Source organism: uncultured Chitinophaga sp., assembly GCF_937898475.1.
Lineage (GTDB): Bacteria > Bacteroidota > Bacteroidia > Chitinophagales > Chitinophagaceae > Chitinophaga.
Window position 1 is genome coordinate 57699 of record NZ_CALEJS010000025.1, and the last position, 24570, is coordinate 82268.

At 48.7% G+C, this 24570-nt stretch carries 23 protein-coding genes; 7 read left to right on the plus strand and 16 right to left on the minus strand.

Going from position 1 to position 24570, the window contains the following annotated elements; all coding sequences use genetic code 11:
- Positions 1 to 46 precede the first annotated feature (46 nt).
- Positions 47 to 403 (minus strand): MmcQ/YjbR family DNA-binding protein, encoded by a 357-nt coding sequence (locus Q0577_RS16420; RefSeq protein ID WP_298738104.1) that lies wholly within the window; start codon positions 401 to 403, stop codon positions 47 to 49.
- A 48-nt stretch (positions 404 to 451) separates the two neighbouring features.
- Here Q0577_RS16420 and Q0577_RS16425 point away from each other — a divergent pair, with 48 nt between their 5' ends.
- Positions 452 to 2347 (plus strand): CocE/NonD family hydrolase, encoded by a 1896-nt coding sequence (locus Q0577_RS16425; RefSeq protein ID WP_298738106.1) that lies wholly within the window; start codon positions 452 to 454, stop codon positions 2345 to 2347.
- Between the two features lie 54 nt (positions 2348 to 2401).
- Here Q0577_RS16425 and Q0577_RS16430 read toward each other — a convergent pair whose 3' ends face one another.
- On the minus strand, positions 2402 to 2980 hold the full coding sequence (locus Q0577_RS16430) for a Crp/Fnr family transcriptional regulator (protein ID WP_298738108.1): 579 nt from the start codon (positions 2978 to 2980) through the stop codon (positions 2402 to 2404).
- A gap of 790 nt (positions 2981 to 3770) precedes the next feature.
- Here Q0577_RS16430 and Q0577_RS16435 point away from each other — a divergent pair.
- Positions 3771 to 4448, plus strand: a complete 678-nt coding sequence (locus tag Q0577_RS16435; RefSeq protein ID WP_298738110.1) for a hypothetical protein — start codon at positions 3771 to 3773, stop codon at positions 4446 to 4448.
- Positions 4449 to 4754: 306 nt separating this feature from the next.
- Here Q0577_RS16435 and Q0577_RS16440 read toward each other — a convergent pair whose 3' ends face one another.
- Positions 4755 to 6917, minus strand: a complete 2163-nt coding sequence (locus tag Q0577_RS16440) for a molybdopterin cofactor-binding domain-containing protein (RefSeq protein WP_298738112.1) — start codon at positions 6915 to 6917, stop codon at positions 4755 to 4757.
- 246 nt (positions 6918 to 7163) lie between these two features.
- Between Q0577_RS16440 and Q0577_RS16445 the strand changes: the two genes are divergently transcribed.
- Positions 7164 to 7865, plus strand: a complete 702-nt coding sequence (locus tag Q0577_RS16445; protein WP_298738115.1) for an FKBP-type peptidyl-prolyl cis-trans isomerase — start codon at positions 7164 to 7166, stop codon at positions 7863 to 7865.
- A gap of 141 nt (positions 7866 to 8006) precedes the next feature.
- Here Q0577_RS16445 and Q0577_RS16450 read toward each other — a convergent pair whose 3' ends face one another.
- The 8 genes from Q0577_RS16450 to Q0577_RS16485 form a co-directional block, all read right to left on the minus strand.
- Complete coding sequence (locus tag Q0577_RS16450) at positions 8007 to 9002, minus strand: chorismate synthase (protein WP_298738117.1); 996 nt, start codon at positions 9000 to 9002, stop codon at positions 8007 to 8009.
- A gap of 27 nt (positions 9003 to 9029) precedes the next feature.
- On the minus strand, positions 9030 to 10304 hold the full coding sequence (gene aroA, locus Q0577_RS16455; protein ID WP_298738119.1) for a 3-phosphoshikimate 1-carboxyvinyltransferase: 1275 nt from the start codon (positions 10302 to 10304) through the stop codon (positions 9030 to 9032).
- 102 nt (positions 10305 to 10406) lie between these two features.
- On the minus strand, positions 10407 to 11432 hold the full coding sequence (gene aroB / locus Q0577_RS16460; RefSeq protein ID WP_298738120.1) for a 3-dehydroquinate synthase: 1026 nt from the start codon (positions 11430 to 11432) through the stop codon (positions 10407 to 10409).
- Positions 11433 to 11462: 30 nt separating this feature from the next.
- Positions 11463 to 12557 carry a chorismate mutase gene (locus Q0577_RS16465; RefSeq protein WP_298738121.1) on the minus strand — a complete coding sequence of 365 codons (1095 nt, stop codon included), beginning with the start codon at positions 12555 to 12557 and terminating at the stop codon, positions 11463 to 11465.
- 67 nt (positions 12558 to 12624) lie between these two features.
- On the minus strand, positions 12625 to 13467 hold the full coding sequence (locus Q0577_RS16470; RefSeq protein WP_298738123.1) for a prephenate dehydrogenase: 843 nt from the start codon (positions 13465 to 13467) through the stop codon (positions 12625 to 12627).
- Between the two features lie 61 nt (positions 13468 to 13528).
- Positions 13529 to 14701 carry an aminotransferase class I/II-fold pyridoxal phosphate-dependent enzyme gene (locus tag Q0577_RS16475; RefSeq protein ID WP_298738125.1) on the minus strand — a complete coding sequence of 391 codons (1173 nt, stop codon included), beginning with the start codon at positions 14699 to 14701 and terminating at the stop codon, positions 13529 to 13531.
- A 99-nt stretch (positions 14702 to 14800) separates the two neighbouring features.
- Positions 14801 to 15625 (minus strand): prephenate dehydratase, encoded by an 825-nt coding sequence (locus tag Q0577_RS16480; RefSeq protein WP_298738127.1) that lies wholly within the window; start codon positions 15623 to 15625, stop codon positions 14801 to 14803.
- A gap of 568 nt (positions 15626 to 16193) precedes the next feature.
- Positions 16194 to 16409, minus strand: coding sequence for a hypothetical protein (locus tag Q0577_RS16485; RefSeq protein WP_298738129.1), 216 nt, complete (start codon positions 16407 to 16409; stop codon positions 16194 to 16196).
- 131 nt (positions 16410 to 16540) lie between these two features.
- On the opposite strand from Q0577_RS16485, the gene Q0577_RS16490 reads away from it, so the two are divergent.
- On the plus strand, positions 16541 to 17110 hold the full coding sequence (locus Q0577_RS16490) for a sigma-70 family RNA polymerase sigma factor (protein ID WP_298738131.1): 570 nt from the start codon (positions 16541 to 16543) through the stop codon (positions 17108 to 17110).
- A gap of 55 nt (positions 17111 to 17165) precedes the next feature.
- Complete coding sequence (locus Q0577_RS16495) at positions 17166 to 18263, plus strand: serine protease (RefSeq protein WP_298738132.1); 1098 nt, start codon at positions 17166 to 17168, stop codon at positions 18261 to 18263.
- A 91-nt stretch (positions 18264 to 18354) separates the two neighbouring features.
- Here Q0577_RS16495 and Q0577_RS16500 read toward each other — a convergent pair whose 3' ends face one another.
- From Q0577_RS16500 to Q0577_RS16510, 3 genes are all read right to left on the minus strand, one after another.
- Positions 18355 to 19068 (minus strand): carboxypeptidase-like regulatory domain-containing protein, encoded by a 714-nt coding sequence (locus tag Q0577_RS16500; RefSeq protein ID WP_298738134.1) that lies wholly within the window; start codon positions 19066 to 19068, stop codon positions 18355 to 18357.
- A gap of 113 nt (positions 19069 to 19181) precedes the next feature.
- Positions 19182 to 19367 carry a CsbD family protein gene (locus Q0577_RS16505; RefSeq protein ID WP_298738135.1) on the minus strand — a complete coding sequence of 62 codons (186 nt, stop codon included), beginning with the start codon at positions 19365 to 19367 and terminating at the stop codon, positions 19182 to 19184.
- A gap of 52 nt (positions 19368 to 19419) precedes the next feature.
- Positions 19420 to 20373 carry an aldose 1-epimerase gene (locus tag Q0577_RS16510; protein ID WP_298738136.1) on the minus strand — a complete coding sequence of 318 codons (954 nt, stop codon included), beginning with the start codon at positions 20371 to 20373 and terminating at the stop codon, positions 19420 to 19422.
- Between the two features lie 66 nt (positions 20374 to 20439).
- Between Q0577_RS16510 and Q0577_RS16515 the strand changes: the two genes are divergently transcribed.
- Both Q0577_RS16515 and Q0577_RS16520 read left to right on the plus strand, forming a co-directional pair.
- Positions 20440 to 20955 carry a DinB family protein gene (locus Q0577_RS16515; RefSeq protein WP_298738138.1) on the plus strand — a complete coding sequence of 172 codons (516 nt, stop codon included), beginning with the start codon at positions 20440 to 20442 and terminating at the stop codon, positions 20953 to 20955.
- A gap of 8 nt (positions 20956 to 20963) precedes the next feature.
- Positions 20964 to 21116, plus strand: coding sequence for a hypothetical protein (locus Q0577_RS16520; RefSeq protein WP_298738140.1), 153 nt, complete (start codon positions 20964 to 20966; stop codon positions 21114 to 21116).
- Positions 21117 to 21280: 164 nt separating this feature from the next.
- Here the strand turns inward: Q0577_RS16520 and Q0577_RS16525 are convergent, their stop codons facing one another.
- Positions 21281 to 22765, minus strand: coding sequence for an FGGY family carbohydrate kinase (locus Q0577_RS16525; protein WP_298738142.1), 1485 nt, complete (start codon positions 22763 to 22765; stop codon positions 21281 to 21283).
- A gap of 107 nt (positions 22766 to 22872) precedes the next feature.
- Positions 22873 to 24483, minus strand: a complete 1611-nt coding sequence (locus tag Q0577_RS16530) for a sodium/sugar symporter (protein ID WP_298738144.1) — start codon at positions 24481 to 24483, stop codon at positions 22873 to 22875.
- Between the last annotated feature and the right edge of the window lie 87 nt (positions 24484 to 24570).

Sequence of the window (24570 nt, forward strand, 5' to 3'; positions counted from 1 at the left end):
TTCCAACCAAATTTAAGAATATTAACTGTGAATCAGACAATTTAATTTAGCTGATTTTTAGCAGCTCCTCTTTTACCTTTTTCGGGAGGCTGGCTACTACCAGGTCGTAGGAGTCTTTGATCCAGGAATAGATCAGTTTATCGGAGATGCCGGCGTGCATATCTACCGTATTCCAGTGTTTTTTATTCATATGATAACCGGGGGTGACGCCATCGTAGCGTTCTCTCAGTTCAATGGCAGTTTCGGGGTCACATTTCAGGTTAACGCTTTCAAAAGCGGTGATATCTGTCAGGGCGAACATTTTGCCCATCACTTTATATACGAGGGTTTCTTCTCCAAACGGGAATTCCTCTGTTACGCCTTTCAAAGAAAGGCAATACTCGCGGAATTGTTCTATGTGCATACGCCGAAATTAGTAAATTTATCGCTTGATCTAAACCAAAATCGACTTATGAGAAAACATCTTTGGCTGGTAATAGCTATCCTGCTTGTATTCCCGGCTTTGGCCAAAGCCCTTAATGAGGACTCTCTCTGGATGTATGAGCACTATACAAAAAAAGAGGTCTATATCCCCATGCGGGATGGCGTTCGTTTATTTGCTTCGGTATACCTGCCGAAAGACAATTCGGAAAAGCACCCGATATTGATGTCGCGCACGCCGTACAGTTGCGCGCCTTACGGAGAGAAAGAATATCGTGCCTTCTGGCGTAATGAATGGATGAATTACATGAAAGAGGGATATATACTCGTTATAACAGACGTCAGGGGCCGCTGGATGAGTGAAGGCACCTTTGTAGATGTACGGCCCTATAATCCCAATAAAAAAGGCAAAAACGATATTGATGAGGCCAGTGATACCTACGACACGATCGACTGGCTGGTGAAGAACCTGCAGAACAACAATGGCAAGGTGGGGGTAACGGGTATCTCCTACCCTGGTTTTTACAGCACCATGGCAGCGCTGAGCGGTCACCCGGCATTGAAGGCCGTAAGCCCCCAGGCCCCGGTAACAGACTGGTTCCAGGGAGATGATTTTCACCACAATGGGGCTTTCTTCGTATTTGACGGGTTTCCCTTTTATACGAGCTTTGGTCAGCCACGGCCCAAGCCTACTACTGTAGGACCTAAAGCGTTTAACTACTACACCCGTGACAGCTATAAATTTTACCTGGAAACGGGGGCATTGAAGAACTTTGCGAAACTGATGGGTGATAGTATTGCCTTCTGGAAAGACCTGTACAACCATCCCAACTATGATGAGTGGTGGAAAGCGCGTAACGTAAGGCCGCACCTGAAGAACGTACAGCCGGCTATGTTAGAGGTAGGCGGGTTGTTTGATGCAGAGGACTGCTTTGGCGCCTGGCACACCTATTTTGCAATTGAAAAGCAGAGCCCGCGTACCAATAATAAGCTGGTAATGGGCCCCTGGTATCATGGGCAGTGGGCCAGCAAAAAGGGCGATCACCTGGGCAATGTACGTTTTGGCAGTAATACTGCTGAATGGTATTTTAAGAACATCGAGTTTCCCTTCTTCAATTATTACCTGAAAGGAAAAGGTACAGAGCCGGATATCGCTGAAGCCACTATCTTCTTTACCGGGGAAAATCAATGGAAAAGATTACCGCAGTGGCCTCCGGCAGATATGCAACCGCAGCCGGTATACCTGCAGGCGGGTGGTAAGCTGGGATTCAACAAACCTGCTGCCGGTGATGGTTTCAGCGAATACATCAGCGATCCTGCCAAACCGGTGCCTTATACAGAAGATGTACATTTCAGCCGCACTATTAATTACATGACAGATGATCAGCGATTTGCTGCCCGCCGTCCGGATGTGCTGGTATTTGAAAGCGATGTGCTGCAGCATGATGTTACGCTCGCGGGTCCGGTGGTGGCAGACCTGGTGGTGAGCATCAGCGGTACGGATGCCGACTTTATTGTAAAGGTGATAGATGTGTTCCCGGATGATTTCAGGTACGAAGAGGATGCGCCGACTGAGCATCGCCGGGTGCCTTCATCTACCTACCCGATGGGCGGCTACCAGATGCTGGTACGCGGAGAGGTAATGCGCGGCAAGTTCCGTAACAGCCTGGAAAAGCCTGCCCCCTTTGAGCCCAATAAACCTACACAGGTAAAGTTTACATTACCGGATGTAGCGCATACATTCCAGAAGGGGCATAAGATCATGATACAGGTGCAGAGCAGCTGGTTCCCGCTGGTAGACCGGAACCCGCAGGTGTTCACAGATATTTATCATTGTGATGATAAGGATTTCCGGAAGGCAACGATAAAGATCTATCATGATGCAGAGCATGCATCTAAGGTGGAGTTGCCGGTGGTGAAACAGTAATAGCTTTACTTAAAAAAAGGGGCAAAGGTGGTGATCTTTGCCCCTGTTTTTTGTTTAACCCCTGTCCTTATCTCTGTCCCTGATCCGGCTTAAAGAAGCCTGGCTCATGTTCAGGTAAGATTTGATGTGAGTCAGTTGCAGCCGTCGTGCCAGTTCTGGTTCTTTCTCAATAAGGTGCCGGTATCTTTCTTCTTTTGTTAATGCCACGAGATCTACGGCGCGCTGGTAGAACTTAGCATAATACTGCCCAAGTAGTTTAAGCACCATTTTCTGGAAGACAGGGAACGCGTCACAAAGCAAAGAGTAGTCCTCATAAGACAAACATATCACTTCTGTGTATTCAGACGCTTCAATATACTCCCTGGCCGGAATCTGGAGAAAGAAGCTGTCGGCCGCTGTTGCAAGATCGTTTTCCAGCATACACCAGGTGGTGTATTCCTTTATTCCTCTTAGCATGTAAGCTCTTAATCCACCTTTCACAATAAAGTAAATGTAACGGCAGACATCTCCTTCTCTGAGCACCACTTCTCCCGGATCAAACTTCCTGAATACAATTCTGCGTGTAAGTTCTCTTAAAAGGGATTCGGAATAGGCGTTGTAAGCCTGCAATAGCTTAATGATTTGATAATTCATTTGAAATTTTTTTTGTTAATTAAATTATTATTATCACAGGCTCATGCGAAATTATGATAACGCCATTTAAAAAAAATTGATCCAGATCATTAAATTGAGGCATTTAAGGGCAGTTTAATCTTATAAGGAATATTTGTCAGCCAGTGCGGGATATTTAGCCCTTTGCAGCATACACTTGTAAGCTCACAAGGCACTTCTGTCAGCTTGCACGATACATCTGTTATCTCGCACGATACATCCGTCAGCTTACATGACACGTCTGTTGTCTTACATTGAATACCTTTGATCTATCACGATACATCTGTCAGCTTACAACGCACACCTGTCAGCTTGCAGCGCACATCTGTTATCTTACATTGAATATCCGTAATCTTACATCAAACATCTTCGATCTGTCAGCGCAACGTCCTAAAAAAAATGTCAGTTTTTAGCGGTTAATATTGAAAGTAGTGGCAGGATAAATGAATAGTCCTGCGCATCATCTTCGCTGACCAGTTTAATGCTGCTGCTGATGTCAGATCGGGCCCGCTTTAAATAGCTAACAGGAATATTATCTGAGAAGTACAGGTCTCAAAGACGGACCAATACAAAATTTTTTGATAAAAAACCTGTCCGGAATTTCTCAAATGAGAAAATCTCTCATTTTTCTTTGTCCTACCATTGCATGGTCAACGTTGATCGCATAACCTATACAGCTGCAGATGTAAAAACGATGCCGGCGGCTCCTAATGACAGGGCTTTATCGCTGGCATGAAAAATCAACATTTAATAACCTTAAAATTTCAAAAAAATGACCAGACGTCAATTAAACCTGGTGGACATGTACCAGGCTGTATTATCACATTTGGATAAGTTTTCTGCTGCCTGGAACCAATTAACACCGATAACGCCGGTGGTTGATAACCTGCGTAAAACGGTAGCTGATATATTACATCAGTCACAATTACAGGCAACACATGAAACAAAAGGCTACACAAAACGAAAAGACGCGCATATGCTACAGGTAGTTGAGCAGGCATTTCAGCTAAGCCTTAAGCTGCGGTCTTATGCAAAGCTGGTTAATGATCATGTGCTGCTACAGGCGGTAAACTATTCATTTACTACCCTGGGAAGCGGCGCCAGCCAGCTGGTGATGCAGCGCTGCCAGCGCATAGCGAAGTACGCGCGTGAACATCTTGCTGATCTTGCCGAATTCCAGGCAACTGAAGAAGAAGTAGCCTCCCTGGAACAGTTGCTGACTACTACAGAGCCGATGACGCCCGCCAGGAATGTGATACTGGGTGCGCGGAAATCCGCCACTGACAGTATTCCTGAACTGATAGGCCAGGCCCGCCGGCAGTTGAATGTGCTGGATGACCTCGTAGAGGCAATGGTAAATGATGCCGTGTTTGTACGCACGTACTTTAATGTGAGGCAGATTAACGACCGGGTAGGAAGGAGTGCCAAAGTGAAAGAAGAGGAAAGTTAAAAAGACAGGATGAGTTGACAGCCGGCTGCCGCAGACGTGTGGTGGCCGGTTGTCTAAGCCAATCGGGGAAATGAGTTTAAACGTCAGGACGGGCTTAAAACAGCTTTGCACCAGGTGATCTCCTGCAGATCTTTAAAAAACGTTTGAATATTTTCCCGGTTCTTTTCAACAAATGCTGCTTGTACTGTATAGCTTACTTTAAAGACTTTTATTTTTTAAATTTTACTTTTTAATATTCTTTTCAGTAGTAAGACACACAAGTACAATAAAACGTGACAAGGTATGAGCAAAAAATTCTCCCGCTCCTCATACCTCCTCCAGGCTAAACGGCACCTTCCTCACCCTCTTCCCCGTCAGATCAAAAACAGCATTACACAAGGCAGGCGCAAAAGCAGGCAAACCCGGCTCTCCCACACCGCCCGGTTGCTCATTGTTCTCCATAATATGCACCGCTATCTCCGGGATCTCGTTTATCCGCGGCATGGGATAGTTATAAAAATTCTTTTCCACTGCTTTGCCGTCTTTAAAGTGCGTAGCATGATGTAGGGTAGCTCCCAGCGCCATAATAATACTTCCCTCCAGCTGGGCGCGGATAATATCCGGATTAACATACCAACCGCAATCTATCAACGCATATACCTTATCAATCTTAATCCCTTTATCCGGCCGGCGGGATACCTTTACCACATGACCTGCCATACTACCGAAACATGCTGTGATAGCCACTCCCCATCCATCGTTTTTAGCTCTTGCAGACCAGTTACTGATAGCGGCCAGCTTATCCGCCAATGCCTGGCAGCGCTGGGATGTGAAATGCCTTTTCCTGAACGCAAGCGGGTCTTCTGAAACAAGATGCGCCAGTTCATCTATGAAGCTTTCGCAGGCAAATGCATTTGTATTTGCACCTGGCGCACGCCACCACATGGTGGGTATAGGAGATTTGGTGGTAACACCGCCAAAGCTATAGTGCGGTATAGATTGATAGTAGTCGCTTGCAAGGCCGTCCATTCTGCCGGTGTTTAATGTTACGGGTTGAGGCGCTGCATCTTTATCAGGTCCCGGACCTATCCCCTGTGAAGCGGAAATAACCTGGAATGCAGTGATCTTCTTTTGCGCATCAACCCCTCCCCTGCACCTATATAAAGCTCCCGGATGAAAGGGCCCCTGGGTCATGTCGTCTTCTCTTGTCCACATGACCTGTACCGGTGCCTTTATTTCTTTTGAGATCAACGCCGCTTCAACGGGATAATCGGGGAACGCTTTTCTGCCAAAGCCACCACCAAGAAAGGTCATATTTACGTTGATGTTCCCTGCAGGTATATTTAACCTTTCGCTCAGCTCTCTTTGTATCCAGTTGGCTTCCTGTATCGGTCCCCATATATCAACGCTGTCTGCCTTTACATCAGCCACACAGTTCAGGGGCTCCATACAGCTGTGCGATTGATAAGGCATTTCATATACCGCCTCTATATGAGCGGCAGTACCTTGTAAAGCCGTTTCAAATGCAGCAGCGGCTATAGGTTTATACAGGTCTTCCTGCATCCTGCTATAAAGCTGTTCGGAGTCCAGGTGCTCAAAGCCATCATCATCCCACGCTACCTTCAGGAATTTGCGTGCTTTCTGAGCAATCCACAGCGAATTAGCCACTACAGCCACGCCTTCATACATTACACCGAAAACCGGCCTTTGTACCTTGAAAACATACTTTACACCACTAAGCAACCGCACAGCAGTATCATCAAAGCTTTTCACTTTTCCCCTGAACCTCGGGCTACGCTCCACTACTGCATATAGCATACCCGGTAATTTCTTATCAAGTCCAAACACTGCAGCACCATTGGTTTTTGGCATGGCATCATTACGATGCAGGGGCTTACCAATAATCTTATAGTCTTTGCGTTCTTTTAGTTTTACCTGCTGCGGAGGATCTGATTTCGCAGCATCTTTTACAAGGGCTCCGTAGCCGAGCCGCTTTCCCGTAGCCCGGTGTATTACCTCGCCGCTTTCTGCATAGCATTCGCCGGGATTCACTTTCCATTGCCTGGCCGCCGCTTCTATCAACATTTCGCGGGCAGTAGCGCCTGCACGTAACAGCTGCTGGTACCAGCCGCGTATGGAAAAGCTTCCCTCCTGTGGTTGCGGGCCATATTTTCCAGGGTTGGCGGCGACGGACCGGATCGTCACCTGGTCCATATTAACCTCTAACTCTTCGGCAATAATTTGGGGGATAGACTGCCAGGTTCCCTGGCCCATTTCCGAGCGGTGATTGAAGATAGTAACCATGCCCGCGGCGTCTATGGATATCCAGGCCATCAACTCCGTAGCGGCGGCTTTTACATCATCCACATGGATGATTTCGGCAATACCATTTCCAAGTGCAGGCCAGTAACAGCCGATGGTTAAAGCGATGCCAGACAAGCCTGCCTGACGCAGGAAAGCCCTTCTTGAAGGATCCGGTTTATGTTTCATTGCAGAAAGGTTTTAACATCGAAACCCCGCTTCTTTCCCTCTATAATTTACAAATAAAACGTAAGATTATTGACATTCCCCTCCAAACCTCCTATCTTCACCCTGCATCCACAAATCCACATTATGAAAAAGGCTATATTCCTCATTTCCGTATCTTTTGCATTCATTGCCATTATGTTACTTACAGCTATAGCTGCTACGGCATAATTTCCCTATCTTGCCTGCCAATATTGAATTAAAGCATATATGATCAGAAAATTCCTATTCCTGGGAGCATTGGGCCTGGCAAGCCTGCAAGGCTTTTCACAAGCCAAACCCAAGGCCAAACCGGCCGCAGCACCTGCACTGAAAACCAGTATTGATTCAGTGAGCTATGCCATTGGCCAGGATATCGGCAACTCCCTCAAAAGTCAGGGCCTTACCAACCTGAACACCACCCTGTTAATGAAAGCCATACAGGACGTTGTTAAAAACCAGCCTTTATTATTGTCAAAAGAACAATGTGATATGAGCATAAGAGATTTCCTGCAGAAAGCAGCGGCAGAAAAAATTGCCAAAAACAAAACCGCCGGAGAACAATTCCTGGCCGCCAATAAAACCAAACCTGGCGTAGTTACACTGCCCAGCGGATTACAATACCAGGTGATCAAGGAAGGTACGGGACCTAAACCCGCGCTTACAGATAAGGTGAAAACGCACTATCATGGCACCCTGATAGACGGTACTATATTCGATAGCTCTGTAGACAGAGGACAACCCATCAGCTTTGCCGTAAATGGCGTAATTCCCGGCTGGACCGAAGCCCTGCAACTGATGCCCGTTGGTTCTAAATGGAAACTGTTCATCCCCTCTGAACTGGCTTATGGCGACCGCCAGGCGGGAGCCAAGATCGGGCCCGGCAGCACCTTGATATTTGAAGTGGAATTATTAGAAATAGTAAAAGAATAAGTCATTAGCCGAAGCAATCTCTTAACATAGATTTGGTTGGGAGATTGCTTCGTCGCTCCCCGCGCTTATCTGTGCAGCTCCTCGAAATGACGATTTACTGAAGCCCCTTATTTATTTACAGTACTACGCGAAATAATTAAATTACTTCCAGATCCTTCCCACCCGCTGTTCCAGCAGCATAAAATCTGCCAGCACCATCGCGGTCACCGCTTCCAGTACTACGGGTACACGCAGGGCAATGCAAAGGTCATGACGGCCTTTTACACTGAAAGTTTCTATTTCCCCGCTTTTTATGTTGAGGGTATTTTGTTCTTTGGGAGTACTGCTGGTTGGTTTTACCGCTACGCGGAATACCAGGGGATTACCGTTGGTAATACCACCTACTACACCGCCTGCATGATTGGTGGCGGTTTTGCCGGTGGTATCTATGATCGGGTCGTTATGCTCCAGGCCTTTCATGCGCGCTGCAGCAAAACCGGCGCCGAATTCAATGCCTTTGATAGCCGGTATGGAAAAGGCGGCGTGCGCCAGGCAGGATTCAACAGAGTCAAAGAAAGGCTCTCCCAGGCCAATAGGCAGACCGTCTACTACGCATTCTACAATACCGCCTACAGAGTCTTTTGCCGCAATAGCCGCTTCCAGGCCCTCTTCCGGATCGGCATAGCCGCCTACTTCCTTCAGGGTAGCCGCTACCGTGATACCGGGCCCCAGCAGCTTCTTGGCAATCACACCGGCAGCTACCAGGTTGAGGGTGAGGCGGCCGCTGAAATGCCCTCCTCCCCTGTAGTCTTCAAAGCCGCCATATTTTTTAGTGGCTACAAAATCTGCATGACCCGGACGCGGAAACTCCCGCAGCTTTTCATAATCAGCGCTACGGGTGTTGTTGTTCTCAAACAGAATGGTGATGGGCGCCCCTGTAGTGAGGTCGTTAAATACTCCGGATTTAATGTGGGGAAGATCCTCCTCCTTACGGGGCGTAGTACCCCTGGATCCGCCCTTGCGACGCTCGAGGTCTGCTAAAAAATCTTCCTGTTTCAACGGAAGGCCAGCCGGCACCCCGTCTATATTTACGCCAACACTGGCGCCATGTGACTCTCCAAAAACATTTACCCGGAATATTCTACCAAAACCATTCATTGACATCAGATTTAAAAATGAAACTGCTTAATTGATCTTAACTTCTTCTCTCTGTACAACACCCCCTATCTTCTGCAAATGTTCAAAAAATTCGGGGTATGATTTGTTAACCGCCTCTGCATTGTCTATCTGCACCGGCGCATCGGCTGTTAAAGCCGCTACCGCACAAGCCATGGCAATACGGTGATCGTTGTGGGAATGCACCCTGGCGCTCTTAATACCGGTACCGCCGTGCACCAGCATTTCATCACCCAGCAGATCTATACGGATGCCCATCTTGCCAAACTCTTCCTGCAGGGTTATACCGCGGTCGCTTTCCTTATGCGCCAGGCGGCTTACCCCCCTGAGCCGGGTAATGCCTTTACAGTTGGCTGCCAAAGCAACCAGCGGAGGGAACAGGTCCGGACAATCGGTAGCATCAAATTCAAAGGCCTGCAACCTGCCTTTCTCCACGATCACCGTGAAGACGCCGGGTGCTAAATGCGCGCCTGCTTTTTCCAGTGCTTCCAGGATAGCTTTGTCAGATTGTGCGGAATGAATGTTAAGATGATGCACTTCCGCTTTACCTGCTACGGCAGCCGCAACCAGTAAGAATGCAGCGCCGCTCCAATCTCCTTCTACCGTATACTCACCGGCGCGGTAAGTTTGCTGCTTACCAAAACGGAAATGCTCGAAATTTTCCTGCTGCACCTTTACGCCAAACTGCTCCATCAGTTGCAGGGTGAGGGCGATATAAGGCTTGCTCTTCAGATCTTTTACAGTAATGGTCACGTCTTCTGCTACAGCACCATAGGCCATGAGCAGGCCGGTGAGGAACTGAGAGCTCAGCGAACCATCTATCGTGATGTTCTTTGCCTTGAGGGGGCCCCTGATATGCAAAGGCAGCTTACCGCCGTTAGTAGTACATTGCACATCCAGTTGCGGCAGCACTTCTTCAAAAAAGCCCATAGGGCGGGTAGCCAGACTGCCATGTCCTTCAATGGTAATGGCAATATCTGCCAGGGCGGCAACAGGTGTGAACATACGGATACCCAAACCGGATTCACCGCAGTTGATACTGTCATAAAAAGGTTTTACGCCGTTGCTGGTGATCTCTACGTCTTCTCCTGCCCGTTTTATTTTAGCGCCCAGGTTCTCTGCTACTTCCAGGGCAGCCAGGCAGTCGTTACTTAATCCGGGGTTGTGAATAACCGTTTTCCCCTTGCTGAGCAGGGCGGCTGCTACCGCACGCTGCATAGCACTTTTGGAAGGGTTGGCGGTAACGGTTCCCTGTATGACGCCTGGCGATACTATAACTTGCATATTCAATTTGTTTGAAGTTGGAGCGTTTGATAGTTCGGGGGTTTGAAGATGACCTGATATTTGTAACACCTTCAGACTTTTAAACTCTTAAACACTCAAACGCTAAAGTTCCTGTAATAACTGTTTCAGCTCATCCAGCGGCACCGGCTTGGTAACAGCCTTGCCAATGGAATCCAGCAGCACAAAATGGATAAAGTCCTTTTCCCTTTTTTTATCAAGCCTGAAGATATCGAACACTTTTTCTTTATCAGAAGTAAGCGTTACAGGCAGCTGGTAGTCGTTGATCAGGCGCATCAGCCGGTTGGTCTGTTCTGATGGAAAGCCGTTCACCTTTTCAGATATTTTGGCGGCAGCAACCATACCTATGGCCACTGCCTGGCCATGAGCAATGTGCTCTATCTTTTCCACCGCATGCCCCAGCGTATGACCAAAGTTCAGCCAGCGGCGGGACCCGGTCTCAAACTCATCTTCCAGCACTATCTGTGTTTTCAGTTCCACAGAACGTTCCACCAGGAATTGCAGTACTTCCACATCACGCTCCATGGCTTTGTCACGATGCTGCTCCAGGTAGTTGAACAGCTCTTCATCCAGTATGCAGGCATACTTGATGATCTCCGCAAACCCGTTGTGCCATTCTTCTGCAGGCATGGTAGCAGGCAGCGTATAATCGAACAGGATGAATTCCGGCTGCCGGATAATACCCAGCATGTTCTTATGCACCCCGTGGCTGATGCCGTTCTTCCCGCCAATAGAAGCGTCTACCTGGGCCAGTAAAGTAGTAGGCACAAAGGCAAAGGGGATACCGCGCATATAAATGCTGGCGGCAAAACCCGACATATCGGTAAGCATCCCCCCACCAATACCAATCAGCATCGTTTTCCTGTCTGCCTCCAGTTCTACCAGGCCATTAATGATCTGTTCCAGCACCTCCCAGGTCTTACAATCTTCCCCATCGGGAATCACCAGCTTTCTCCAGTTGGCCAGTTTGTGGCCGTGGTGTTTATCCACGTTCTCGTCCACTACCAATACGGTGCGGGCGGGATCCACAAAATCTCCCAGCTGCGCCAGATCTGCCCCCAGGTGATAAGTGGTGGTGCTTTGCTGAAATTGGTATTTAAGTGTGCGCATGTTGAATAGCAATTAGCTGATGGCCGTTTATTACTTTTTGTCTTCGTTCATGATTTTGTTCTGCCTGTTGATAGACTCCAGGTGAACAGCGTCGAAGTATTTCAGGATGAAATCTTTGGTCAGGCCCAGTTTCTCACCCTTGCGGATACCACGTTCCAGGATCTCATTCCAGCGGTTGGTTTGCAGGATTGTGATATTGTTCTCTTTCTTGTATTCGCCTATTTTCTCAGCCACTTTCATACGATTGCTCAGCAGCTGCATGATCTCATCGTCGATCTGGTTGATCTGGGCGCGGAGCTTTTCCAAAGCGCTATTGAAATCCTTCTGATTGGTGTGCTCATGACGCCAGGTGATACCATCCAATATCTCTGCCAATCTTTCGGGTGTTACCTGCTGTTTGGCGTCGCTCCATGCATTATCAGGATCAACGTGCGTTTCCAGCATCAGGCCATCGTAATCCAGGTCTACTGCTTCCTGGGCAATTTCCTGCAGGATGTCGCGGCGGCCGCCAATGTGGCTGGGATCGCAGATCATGGGAATACCGGTCATACGGCGTTTTACTTCGATGGCCAGGTGCCACATGGGCGCGTTACGGAACTCTGTATTGCCATAGCTGGAGAAACCACGGTGGATCAATCCCAGTTTGGTGATGCCTGCTTTCTGGATACGTTCAACCGCGCCTATCCACAGTTCCAGGTCGGGGTTGATCGGGTTTTTGATCAGTACGGTAGTGTCTACACCTTTCAGGGCATCGGCTACTTCCTGTACAGAGAAGGGGTTCACCGTGGTACGTGCGCCTACCCACAGGATGTCTACACCAAAATGCAGGGCGTCTTCCACCTGTTTGGCGGTAGCTACTTCGATGGCAATCGGCATGCCGGTGAGTTCTTTGGCCTTCTGTAACCAGGGCAGGCCCTTGGTTCCGATACCTTCAAAAGAACCGGGACGGGTACGGGGTTTCCAGATACCGGCGCGCAGCACGTCTACTTTACCGGTTTTAGACAAGGCCAGGGCGGTAGCCAGTACCTGCTCTTCTGTTTCTGCGCTGCAGGGCCCTGAGATGATCAGCGGCTTTTTATCCGAAGACGGATCAGCGAATTTCGTTTTTGCTAAGATCTGTTCCATTGGTTGCTATTTTAGTTCATGGTCCATCGTCGATGGTCCATGGTATGTTTTAAATTAAGATGCTTTATTATTTCAAGATCTTCCGGATCTTATTTGATTTCTGTATGAGTTTGTAAAATGTATCGTAATCTTCTTCTTCCAGCAATTTTTTCATCTGTTCCAGCTGGTGGATGTGCTCATCCAGCACGTCCAGCACGTTGTTACGGTTATGCTTGAAGATAGGCACCCACATATCCGGCGAACTTTTTGCCAGGCGTACGGTAGATTCAAAACCACCGCTGGCCAGCTCAAAGATGCGGCCCTGCTCTTTCTCCTTCTTCAGTACCGTCAGCGCCAGTGCAAAAGAAGTGATATGCGAAATGTGGGATACGTAGGCGGTATGCAGATCATGCTCTTCCCCGTTCATATACACCAGGCGCATCTGCAAATGCTCTACCAGCGTCTCAATCACTTCCAGCGCATCTTCATCACTGTTCTTTACATCGCAGAGCACCATGGTACGGTTGGTGAAAAGGTTCGGTATGGCGGCTTCCGGACCGGAATACTCGGTGCCGGCCATCGGGTGGGCGGCAACCCAGCGTCCCCTGTTGGGATGACCGGCAACAAGCTGTAACAGTTGTTTCTTGGTAGATCCCACGTCCATGATCACATGGTGGGGCTGTACATGATCCAATACCGCCGGCAGCAGCTGCAACAGCGCATCTACCGGTATCGCCAGTATGATGAGCGATGATTGCTGCATGGCTTTTTCGAGGCTCAGCGCTTCGTCAATGATCTTCAGCTCCTGTGCCTTCCGCAGGTTCTCTTCACGCTGGTCTACGCCCAGGACACGGCTGATCATCCCTTTCTCTTTCAGGGTGATGGCCATTGACCCGCCGATTAATCCTACACCTACTATTGTTGCGACCATAAAATAATTAATAATGAATAATGAAGAATTAATAATTACAGAACAGGTGTCCGGAATAATTTTAATTCTTAACTGCTTTTATTGACTGAATGCGATTGATGGCCTCTGAGAAAACGGCTTCGTCCTTGCAGAGACTTACACGGATATAGTTGGTACCCTTACTGCCAAAGATGCCGCCAGGTGTGATGAATACGTGTGCCTTTTGCAGTATTTCGTCGGTGATCTCGTATCCGTCTTTAGCAGTGGCAGGTATCTTTGCCCAAACGAACATGCCTACCTGCTTTGTATCGAAAGTACAGTTCAGCAGTTGCAGCAGCTCGAATACTTTCTGACGACGGCCACGGTAGATGGTATTCAGTTCATCGTACCAGTCCTGCCCCAGCTCAAGCGCTTTAACGGCCGCCATCTGTACGGGCTGGAACATACCCGAGTCCATATTGCTTTTGAAACGCAGCACTTCACTGATCCAGGTGGCTTTGCCTACTAACATACCTACACGCCAGCCGGCCATATTAGACGATTTGCTGAGGGAGTTCAGCTCCAATACCACCTCCCGGGCGCCTTCCACCTGCAGCAGGCTTTCCGGACGATCATTCAGGATGAAGCTGTAGGGATTATCGTGGCAAACCAGGATGTTATGCTGCTTTGCAAATGCTATCAGCTCTTTTGCAAAAGCCGTATTGGTAACTGCGCCGGTGGGCATATGAGGGTAGTTCACCCACATCAGCTTTACGCGGCTCAGATCCTTTTTGGCCAGGGCATCCAGGTCAGGCAGCCAGCCGTTCTTTTCGTCCAGTTCGTAATCTGCCACGGTAGCTCCGCTCAGCTGTACGGCAGAGCGGTAGGTAGGATAACCCGGGTTGGGCACCAGGGCCTCATCGCCTTCCTGCAGGTAAGTCATGCAGATGTGCATGATGCCTTCCTTGGAGCCGATGAGCGGCAGCACTTCGCTATCTGCTTCCAGCGATACGCCGTAGAAACGCTGATACCAGGCTGCCATGGCATTACGCAGGGCCGGTATGCCTTTATACCCCTGATAGGCATGGGTATTGGGCTTTTGTGCATATTCGTTCAGCGCCGCTATCACGGAAGGATGCGGAGGAAGATCCGGACTGCCGATGCCCAGGTTAATTACATTGGCACCGGCCTTGTTCATTTCATCTATCTCCCGCAGCTTCCTTGAGAAGTAGTATTCTTCTGTATGCTGTAATCTTTTAGCTACCTCAATGTGCATAAATTCCAGAGTTTAAATTCCAAATACCAAATTCCAACCAGTGCATCCAGTTTCCAGGTAATGTCTTCTTTGGAATTTGGATGTTGGTATTTGGAGTTTTCAATGCGTATTACCTTTTTTATAGATCCCTAATACTTTCAGATGTTCTGTCATTGGCGTAATGCGCTCCAGGCCTTTATGGAAAAGATCCTGGTGGTCAAATTCCATATCGGCGTGGAAATAGTAGGTCCATTCTTTAGCCGGTATGGGAAAAGACTGCAGTTTAGAAAGGTTAATACCTGCTTCTGCAATTTTGGTCAGCACTTTGGCCAGGCTTCCCCTGTCATGAGAGGTCTGAAAATATACGGAGGCTTTATTTGCGTCGGGAGCGGGTGTTACACCGTTACGGGAGATAACCAGGAAACGGGTGTAATTGTTTTTGGCGGTGTGGATGTTGGGGGCGATGATATCGAGACCAAAGATCTCTGCGGCTAGTTTGCCGGCGATGGCGGCGGTGCTTTTCAGCTTTTTCTGGGCCACATGTCTGGCACTGAGCGCGGTATCTTCTGTTTCCACCAGTTTAATATGCGGATGCTTTTCCAGGAAGTCCATACACTGCAGCAGGGCCATTGGGTGCGAATGTACTTCCCGTATATCCTCCAGCGTTTGCCCGGGCAGTACCATGAGCTGCTGTTTGATCTGCAGGTATACTTCGCCGTTTACATGCAGGCCTGAATTTTTCAGCAGGCTGTAGTTGGGCAAAATGCTGCCGGCAATGGAATTTTCTATGGCCATTACACCGGCGTCCACATCGGGTTGTTGCTTTGCTTTTCTTACCAGTTCTGCAAAAGACGCGCAGCATTCCACCTCTGTTTGCTTTCCGAAGTAGCTCTGTGCAGCTATCTGGTGAAAAGATCCTTCAAAACCCTGGATTGCGATCCGCATAAATTAGTCGTTAATTGTTAGTCGTTTTTGTTAATGATTTCCGTTTGCCGGAATAAAAAAGGTCCCGGGAGAGCCGGGACCCTTTATTTGTAAAATCTTATGTGATCAGTTATTTACAAAAGAGTCCCGGCCTTCTCCACGTAAAAGAAGTAAAAGAAAAAGTAGAAGAAATAAATGCCGAAACGTTTTTGTAACATAACTGTAAACTGTAATCTTATTAAATCAGAAAGGGCCCCTTCTTCAGGAGGCCCTTTTGCTAGTTTCTTTATATTTATTGATACTTACAAACGACCTCCTTATTTCTGGTACCAGAAAAAGTAAAAACCATAAAAGTATCCAAAGGTCGTTGTGCGGATCATATAAGTAATCTTAATTGCCCAACAAAAATACGCTGTGCTTTTTATTATCCAAGGCCACCCTCAAAAAATTATATATTTTTTAATAAAAGGGCTATAAACCTGGCTTTCATTCAAAAAAACGGTACATCCGGCAGGTCCGGGCATAAAAAAACCGTCCTGGAATGATCCGAACGGTCTTTTTATAATAACCTTTTTTGCTTGCTTTCAGATTAGTGTTGAGTAGCAGCAGAATCAATAGCAGATTTTGCTGAGTCAGCAACTGCGTTCATAGAAGAATCAGCAACTGCAGCAGTAGAATCGATGGCTTCAGTAGCAGCTTCGGTTGCAGAATCAGTTGATTCAGTTGTGCCGGCGCCAGAACCGCAAGCAGTTACAAAAAGACCAAAAGCCAGTGCCAGGAAACCAATTTTCAGTACGTTCTTCATTGTACAATGTTTTTAGGTTAAGTAATTAATTTAATCTTTATACCAGGTTCAGGAAAAGGTAACCCGCCAAAATGAAAAAAATTTATTTTTCCCTACATTGGGTTACCAAAAGCCCATAATTGTATTAATAAGTGAATGATAATCTAAACATAGCAAGGGATAAAGAGCTACTGGAAGGACTGGCCCGGGATGACGACAAGGCGCTGAAAACCATTTACCTGGATAATTTTCCGGCCATATTGAGGATGGTGCTGCAGAATAACGGGTCGGAGGATGATGCCAAAGACCTTTTCCAGGAAGCCATGATCGTGCTATATGAAAAAGTGCAGCAGGGCGACTTTGACCTTTACAGCAAACTGAAAACTTTCCTTTATGCAGTTTGCCGCCACCTGTGGCTGAAGAAATTACAGGGCAACACCTGGCAGGTGGAGCTCTCAGACGGACTGGAAGAGTCCCTCCCCCTGGAAGATAGCATGGAGGAACACCGGAAAAGGGACGAACAGTTCAATGTAATGCAAAAGGCTATGGGTAAACTGGGCGAACCCTGCAAGACATTGCTTGAGGATTATTACCTGCGGAAACTATCCATGCAGGACATTGCCGGGAAGTTTGGTTATACCAACCCGGACAATGCCAAAAACCAGAAGTATAAATGCCTGATGCGGTTAAAGAAACTCTTTTTTGACCAATACACAGGGTAAACCATATTAATAAAAGGGAGTCTAACTATACCAAACAACTATAAAGGGAACGGTGATGAAAGATGAGTTTCAAATATTACAGGAAATAGAACGCTACCTGGAGGGCCAGATGAGCGAGTCTGAAAGGGCCGCTTTTGAGGCACGCCGGAAAGCGGATGCCGCACTGGATCAACAGGTGCTGGAGCAGCAAATTTTCCTGGATACATTTCAACAATACGGCCGGCGCAAAGATCTGCAGCAACGGATGGACAAGATCCACGCATCTGTCAACATGGAGCAGCTGCGCCCCAAACCCCAGGCAATCGTACGCCCCCTGCGCAAATCAGGTTATTCTCGCAGACGGGCCCTTACCAACCTGGCGGCTGCCGCCTGTATTGCCCTGGTAACCTCCCTGGCTACCATCGCCATCATGCAACAGGCCGCCCGGCAAAAGAGCACTTCCCAGTATGAGGATGTAAGGCGGGTGCTGAACAATATTCAACGCTCCCAGAACGCCCTGATCAAAGACATCAACAATAACAAGAAAGCGCCTGCCAACCCGGGCACCTATGGCGGAACCGGCTTTGCCATTTCCACCAACGGGTACATCATTACCAATTATCATGTGGTATCCGGCGCAGACTCTGTATACGTGCAGAACAACAAAGGCGAGGCCTTTAAAGCCAACAGCATATTTGAGGATATATCTGCCGACCTGGCCATTCTTAAAATAGCAGACAGCACCTTTAAAAGCCAGCCCCTCCCCTATAGCCTGAAACCCCAGGCGGTAAGGTTAGGCGAGGAAGTGTTCACCATGGGCTATCCGCGCGACGAGATCGTATATGGTAAGGGGTATATCAGCGCCCAAACGGGCTTTAATGGCGATACGGTAGCCTACCAGGTTTCCATCCCCGTAAACCCCGGCAACAGCGGCGCCCCCCTGATGGATAATGAGGGTAATATTGTAGGTATCATCACCGGCAAACAAACCACCTCAGACGGTATAGCCTTTGCCGTTAAATCTTTCCACCTGAAACGCCTGCTGGAAGAAATGCCGAAGGAAAAGCTGCCCCGCAGGGAATGGACCCGTAAAAACAACCTGAATACCCTGAGCCGGGTAGATCAGATCAGGAAGCTGGAAGATTTTGTGTACATGGTGAAGGTGTATAATTGATAACAGCAATAAATTGGCCTTAGAATAAAAATAAAGGGCTGCACTTTAACGGTGCAGCCCTTTTCAATATCAGACATCCGCGCGGGGCGGTCTATTGTTTCTTCCAGGCCCGGTATTTATCCGTGATCCAGTAAAGCAGGTCTTCGTGGCGCATCATGCGCATGGTTTCATAATCCGGGCGCACATCATGCATGAACTGCAGCAGGGTATCGCCTTTAAGTCCGGTCACCTGCGACACCAGCACCGGTGTATAGCGGGAATCCACATACCGCTCCTGTTCGGCTTTCTCAAAATTCTTCTTGAACTCCCTTTTCTGCTTTTCTCTTCTTGAAAAACGCGTAATAGGGCTGAAGGTAAGCCCGAAACCCTGGGGGGTATTATCCCCTGCCAGGGGTTTGTTCACCTTATCCAGGATAAATCCATACTGGTCGCGCCGGGCGATAGAGTCCAGCTGATAAGGCGTATAATGCGCAGTTACTTCCACACTACGCAGCACCCTGCCCTCTACCTGCAGTTCCACATTATGGGTTTCTGTGCCGCTGGACTGCTGTACCACAATGCTGTCTGGTTTATAGCCAACAAATGTAAATACGATCATATCGCGGGAGCTGGCAGTGATCCGGTAAAAGCCACCCTGGTCGGAATAGGCTCTCTTGCCGGTGGTCTTATTGATGATAGAGGCATAGGGCAGCACAAGGAGCTTGTTATCCTTGTCTGTAAGCTGGCCGGTAACGGTTACCTGGGCCTGTAATTGCTGTGCCACTATCATGCAGCATCCAAGCAATAAAGCGCTGATGTATTTCATTCGTGAGATATGGATGAAAAATTAGAACAAAGTAACTCACAAGTTGTTAAAAAAAAGAAAAATCCTTCCTTATAGGGAAGGATTTTTTTATAACGGGAAAATAAGCTTCTGAATCAGACAGATCTCAGCATTTTAATTACTTCGTCCCTGGATTTCCCCAATTTCTGCTGCAGCTTGCCTATCAGCCTGTCCTCTTCACCTTCCTCATACAGCAGGTCATCATCAGTAAGGTCTGCATACTGCTGTTTTAATCTGCCCTTGATCTCATTCCATTTTCCTTTGATCTGTAACGTATCCATAACATTCCGTTTAATGGTGAACAAATAAGGTTACAGTAAGGAAATCCAAAGACTATGCCAGCCGAACCTGAATACGCGTGCCAAAAGTGCGCGGCTCATCGCGTTCCAGCTGGTATAATCCCATACCATTGTTAAATGCGTCCGGCACACCACTCAGGTTTTCTATGGCAATACTGCGGCGATGTGGTGGTATATATACCTGTAATACTGGGTAAGTATCTTCCGGGTAAAAATCGATGGTGATGCCTTGTTTGCGGTCATACAGGCTGCACGCCGGACCCGGTTCATCAAAGCTCAGCAGGAAGGAGTTGTCGAGCATTACGCCTTCCAGCAGCATGGGTTGCAGAAATTCTTCGCAGGGCTCCAGATTGCCGTTGGGCACCAGGCGCTCATCAAACTCTACCAGCCACGTAGCAGAGCATTGCAGCTCCAGCTCGTCCACCGGCACACCAGTCGTGAAATATGGATGCCAGCCGTCCATCACCGGTATGGGCGTGGCTTCATGGCTACTGAGCGTGGTCTTTATTTCAAGCTGATGATCAGGCAGCAGGGTATAGCGTACCCGGCAATTGTAGTGGAAAGGATAACCGGCGTCCTCTGCCTTGTAATCATAGTTCAGCAGCAGGCTGGCGCCTTCGGCAGTAGCGGTTTGTTCCGCCACCGAAAAAGCTGCGTCGTATAAGAGCCCGTGTATAGCATGATCGGGCAGTACCGATTTGCTGATGGTATATGACTGGTCCCGCCATTCGTATTGCTTATCCGGAATACGGCACGCAAACGGGCTTAACTTCACCCCTTTAAAAGTAGTGGCAAACTGCTCCTGGTAGGCCTCTTTACTGTCAAAATTGTCTATGAGGTTTAAGGACTGTCCTTTGTGCTGTATGCGGAAAGCATGCAACATAGCGCCATGGGAGGGAATGATCTCCACCTGCGCGCCATTCTTATTATCTTTCAGGGCAACTATATCAAACCCGTTCTGCTGAAATGTATCTATAGTAAATGACATACAATGTGTTGCAAATTGAGGCCTAAATTACCCAACCTGCAGCATATCTTCGTTAAAAAATAAGAAATGGCGGATACAAAATTACCGGAAGTATGGCTACGCGGCCCGCTGCCAGGCATACCGGCGCTGTTGCAACCGGCGGCGCATGCCCTGCTGCAGGCAAGAGAAGAGATATTGGAGCTGATGAATGATTTTCCGGAAGCTTTACTATGGGAACGGCCAGCAGGCCTGGCATCCGCAGGGTTTCACCTGCAACACCTGCGCGGGGTGCTGGACCGTTTGTTCACTTATGCACAGGGAAACGCGCTTTCCACTGCACAGCTGCAGTACCTGGCCACAGAGGGTAAAGCCGGCGGGCACACCAGCCTGCAGGCATTGTTACAGGCATTTGATACACAGGTAACGCTGGCGCTTGAACAATTAAAGAACACGGAACCTGCGCAGCTGACTGAAATAAGGAAGGTAGGCCGTAAACAACTGCCTTCTACCATGCTGGGGTTACTGTTCCATGCGGCAGAACATACCATGCGGCATACCGGGCAATTGCTGGTAACGGTAAAGGTGCTGACTACACGAAATTAACAGCGGTATTGCCTGCCAATAACCTGCACCGCATATTGGATGATCCTTTCAACAAGGGCGGGTATGATACTTATATCAACAGCATCGATTTTAATACACACTTTGCCGTTATTATAGCTCACCCGGATACTTACGAAGCACACTACTTCGATAAGTTGTAGCAAAAGGACTGGGCGCAACCAAAAGCGGCATTGAATCCCTGATGCAAAAGTGGAAGATAGCAGTGTACAGTATTGAGAAGAAAAACTACGACAGCCTTACGCTGAAATTAAATAAGGACGAAGAAAAAGGGTTCAGCCTGTAGACTGAACCCTTCTTATATTGCTTACCCGAGTTGTAACGGGGATTTGGTCATTCCTTCCAGCCAGTCAGCATAGATCTGCTGGTAAGTTTGCTGCCCTTCATCCGGTTCTACGGTGGCAATGCACTCCATTCCTTTAAAGGCGTCTGCCGCTGTAAACAGACCTGCCCCTATCCCTGCGGCGCGGGCCGCGCCCTGGGCGCCATCAGTATTATACAGCTCTATCACTACATTCAGCGTATTGGCAAACACCTGGCGGAACAGGGGACTGAGGAACATATTGGCATGACCTGCTCTTACACGCCGTATGTCCATCTGCATCTGCTTCATAATATCCACCCCATAAGCCAGCGCAAATACAATACCCTCCTGTGCGGCACGCAGCAAATGCTCCCTGCCGTGTACATTGAACTGCAGGTTTTGTATGGACGCGCCGCTATCCTGGTTGGCCAGGATGCGCTCTGCACCGTTGCCAAAAGGATAGATCCGCAGTCCGGCGGCTCCTGCAGGCGCGTTAGCGGCCAGTGCGTTCATTTCCTCATAAGGCAATGTACCGGTGGCGTTCCTTAACCAGCTGTTCAGGATACCCGTACCGTTGAGGCACATCAGCACACCGTTGCGTATATCCTTTTCCGTATTGTTCACATGTACAAAGGTGTTCACCCTGCTTTGCTCATCAAAAGCGATCTGGTTGTGCACCGCGTACACCACGCCCGAGGTACCGGCCGTGGTAGCCGCTTCTCCGGGGTTGAGCACGTTCAGCGAAAAGGCGTTATTGGGCTGATCGCCGGCGCGGTAAGTAACCGGCACACCGGGGGCCAGGCCCAGCAGTTTTGCCGCCTGTTCGCTCAGCCTGCCCTGGAGGCCGAAAGTGGGCACTATATCCGCCAGCAAAGAACGGTCGATCTTATAGTAATCCAGCAGGGACTGTGCAACGTCGTTGGCCGAAAAATCCCAGAAGATGCCTTCAGACAGGCCGGAAATGGTGGTGCAGGCCTCACCGGTAAGCCGCATGGCAATAAAATCGCCGGGCAGCATCACCTTATGAATGCGGGCATAGAGCTGTGGTTCATTCTCCTGTACCCAGCGCAGTTTAGAAGCGGTGAAGTTCCCGGGAGAGTTCAGCAAATGCTCCAGGCAGTATTCATGTCCCAGCTGGGCAAAAGCCTTGTTACCGATACCCACCGCGCGGCTGTCACACCAGATAATGGAAGGGCGCAGTACCAGCTGATCCTTATCTACACAAACCAATCCGTGCATCTGGTAGGCAATGCCTATACCTGCAACGGTTTTACCATCAAAGGCATGTTTTTGCTGCAGCAGCCGGGTAGCATTTTGTACTTCCTGCCACCAGCGTTCGGGATCCTGTTCCGCCCAGCCAGCCTGCGGCGCCTGCATCGGCATTTCCTGTGCAGGGCTGGTAGCGCTGGCCACACATTTGCCGCTGTCCACATCCAGCAGCGCGGCTTTTACAGAAGATGACCCGATATCGTAACCTATTAAATACATGTCACAAAAAAGTTTGGGAGTTTGAGCGTTTGAAGGTTTGAAGGTTTGAAGGTGTCCTGCCCGTTTGGGCAACTTTCAAACGATTAAACGATCAAACGTTTACACGATTACCAGAATACAATGTATAAAGCAGCCAGTATACCGCATATCAGGATGGCGCCCACAGCAAAACCGCCGGAGGTCCTGAACATGGATGCGTCCACTTCCAGGCCTTTCGGGTTGTTCTTGCTCTTGGGATCAAGCAGGGTCATAATCACCATGATGGCTATGATCACCACAAAGATCCATCCCATACGGTCAAGGAAAGGCATTTCCGGCATGGTGAACTTAATGACGGTGGACAGTGGTATAGACAGCAGTGCACCTGTGAGGGCAGCTGCGGAGGTAGTACGTTTCCAGAAGAAGCCCAGTATAAAGATCGCAAATACGCCGGGGGAGATAAAGCCGGTATATTCCTGGATATACTGGAAGCCCTGATCCAGGTTGGAGAGCTGGGGCGCCACTATCACCGCCACGATGGTAGCTACGATGATCGCTATACGGCCTGTTTTTACCAGGTGCTCTTCTGTAGCATCTTTCTTGAAATAGTGCCTGTAAATATCAAGGGTAAAAATAGTACTGATACTGTTGGCCTTACCTGCCAGTGAAGCCACAATAGCGGCGGTGAGGGCAGCAAAGGACAAGCCTTTCAGACCTACCGGCAGCAGGTTAAGCAACACGGGATAGGCGTGGTCGGGTTTTACATGGCCTGCGGCATCTACCATCTCTTCCTGGAAAATGCCTTGTTTGTACAGCACGTAAGCGGCTATACCGGGCAGCACCACGATCACGGGCATCAGCAGTTTCAGGAAGGCGGCGAAAAGGATACCACCGCGGGCAGTTTTCAGGTCTGCGCCCAGTGCGCGCTGCGTAATGTACTGGTTACATCCCCAGTAGTTCAGGTTCACGATCCACATCCCGCCTATCAGTACGGTCAGTCCGGGCAGATCATTATAATGCGGGTTTGATTTGTCGAATATCATATGGAAATGCTCCGGCGCTTTCTGGCGCAGCAGCCCGAGGCCATCCATGAAGCCGTTCCCGCCGTAGTTATCCGCCACGAGGTTCAGGGCCAGGTAGGTAGTGGCCAGACCACCCAGGATCAGGAAGAACACCTGGATCACGTCTGTATAACCAATCACCTTCATACCGCCCAGGGTAATGAACACCGAGAAAATGGCCAGTCCCAGTACGCAGGTGCTGAAGCTGAAACCGGAGATGGTTTGCACCGCCAGGGCGCCCAGGTACAGGATGGATGTAAGGTTCACGAAAACATACAGCAACAGCCAGAAAACGGCCATTACCGTAGCTACGCGGTTATCATACCGCTGTGCAAGGAACTGCGGCATGGTGTAGATCTTATTCTTGAGATACACCGGTATAAAGAAAATGGCTACAATCACCAGCGTGGCCGCCGCCATCCACTCATAGGTGGAAATAGCAAGACCCATTGCAAAACCGGAGCCGGACATCCCGATGAACTGTTCTGCAGAAATATTGGAAGCGATGAGGGATGCGCCAATGGCCCACCAGGTAAGGGAGCCCTCGGCCAGGAAGAAGTCTTTCGTATCCGTGGTGGCTTTCTTTTTCCTTCTATAGATGTAAAGGCCGTAACCGGCTACGATAATAAAGTACACCAGAAACACGGCGTAGTCCAGGAATTGTAAGCTCTTTTGCATAATTATTTAACGTGGTGTTGAATAATGGCTTTATTTTTTGGATAATATGAAAGCAAACCAGAATAGGGTTGCGATTTGGTAAAAAAC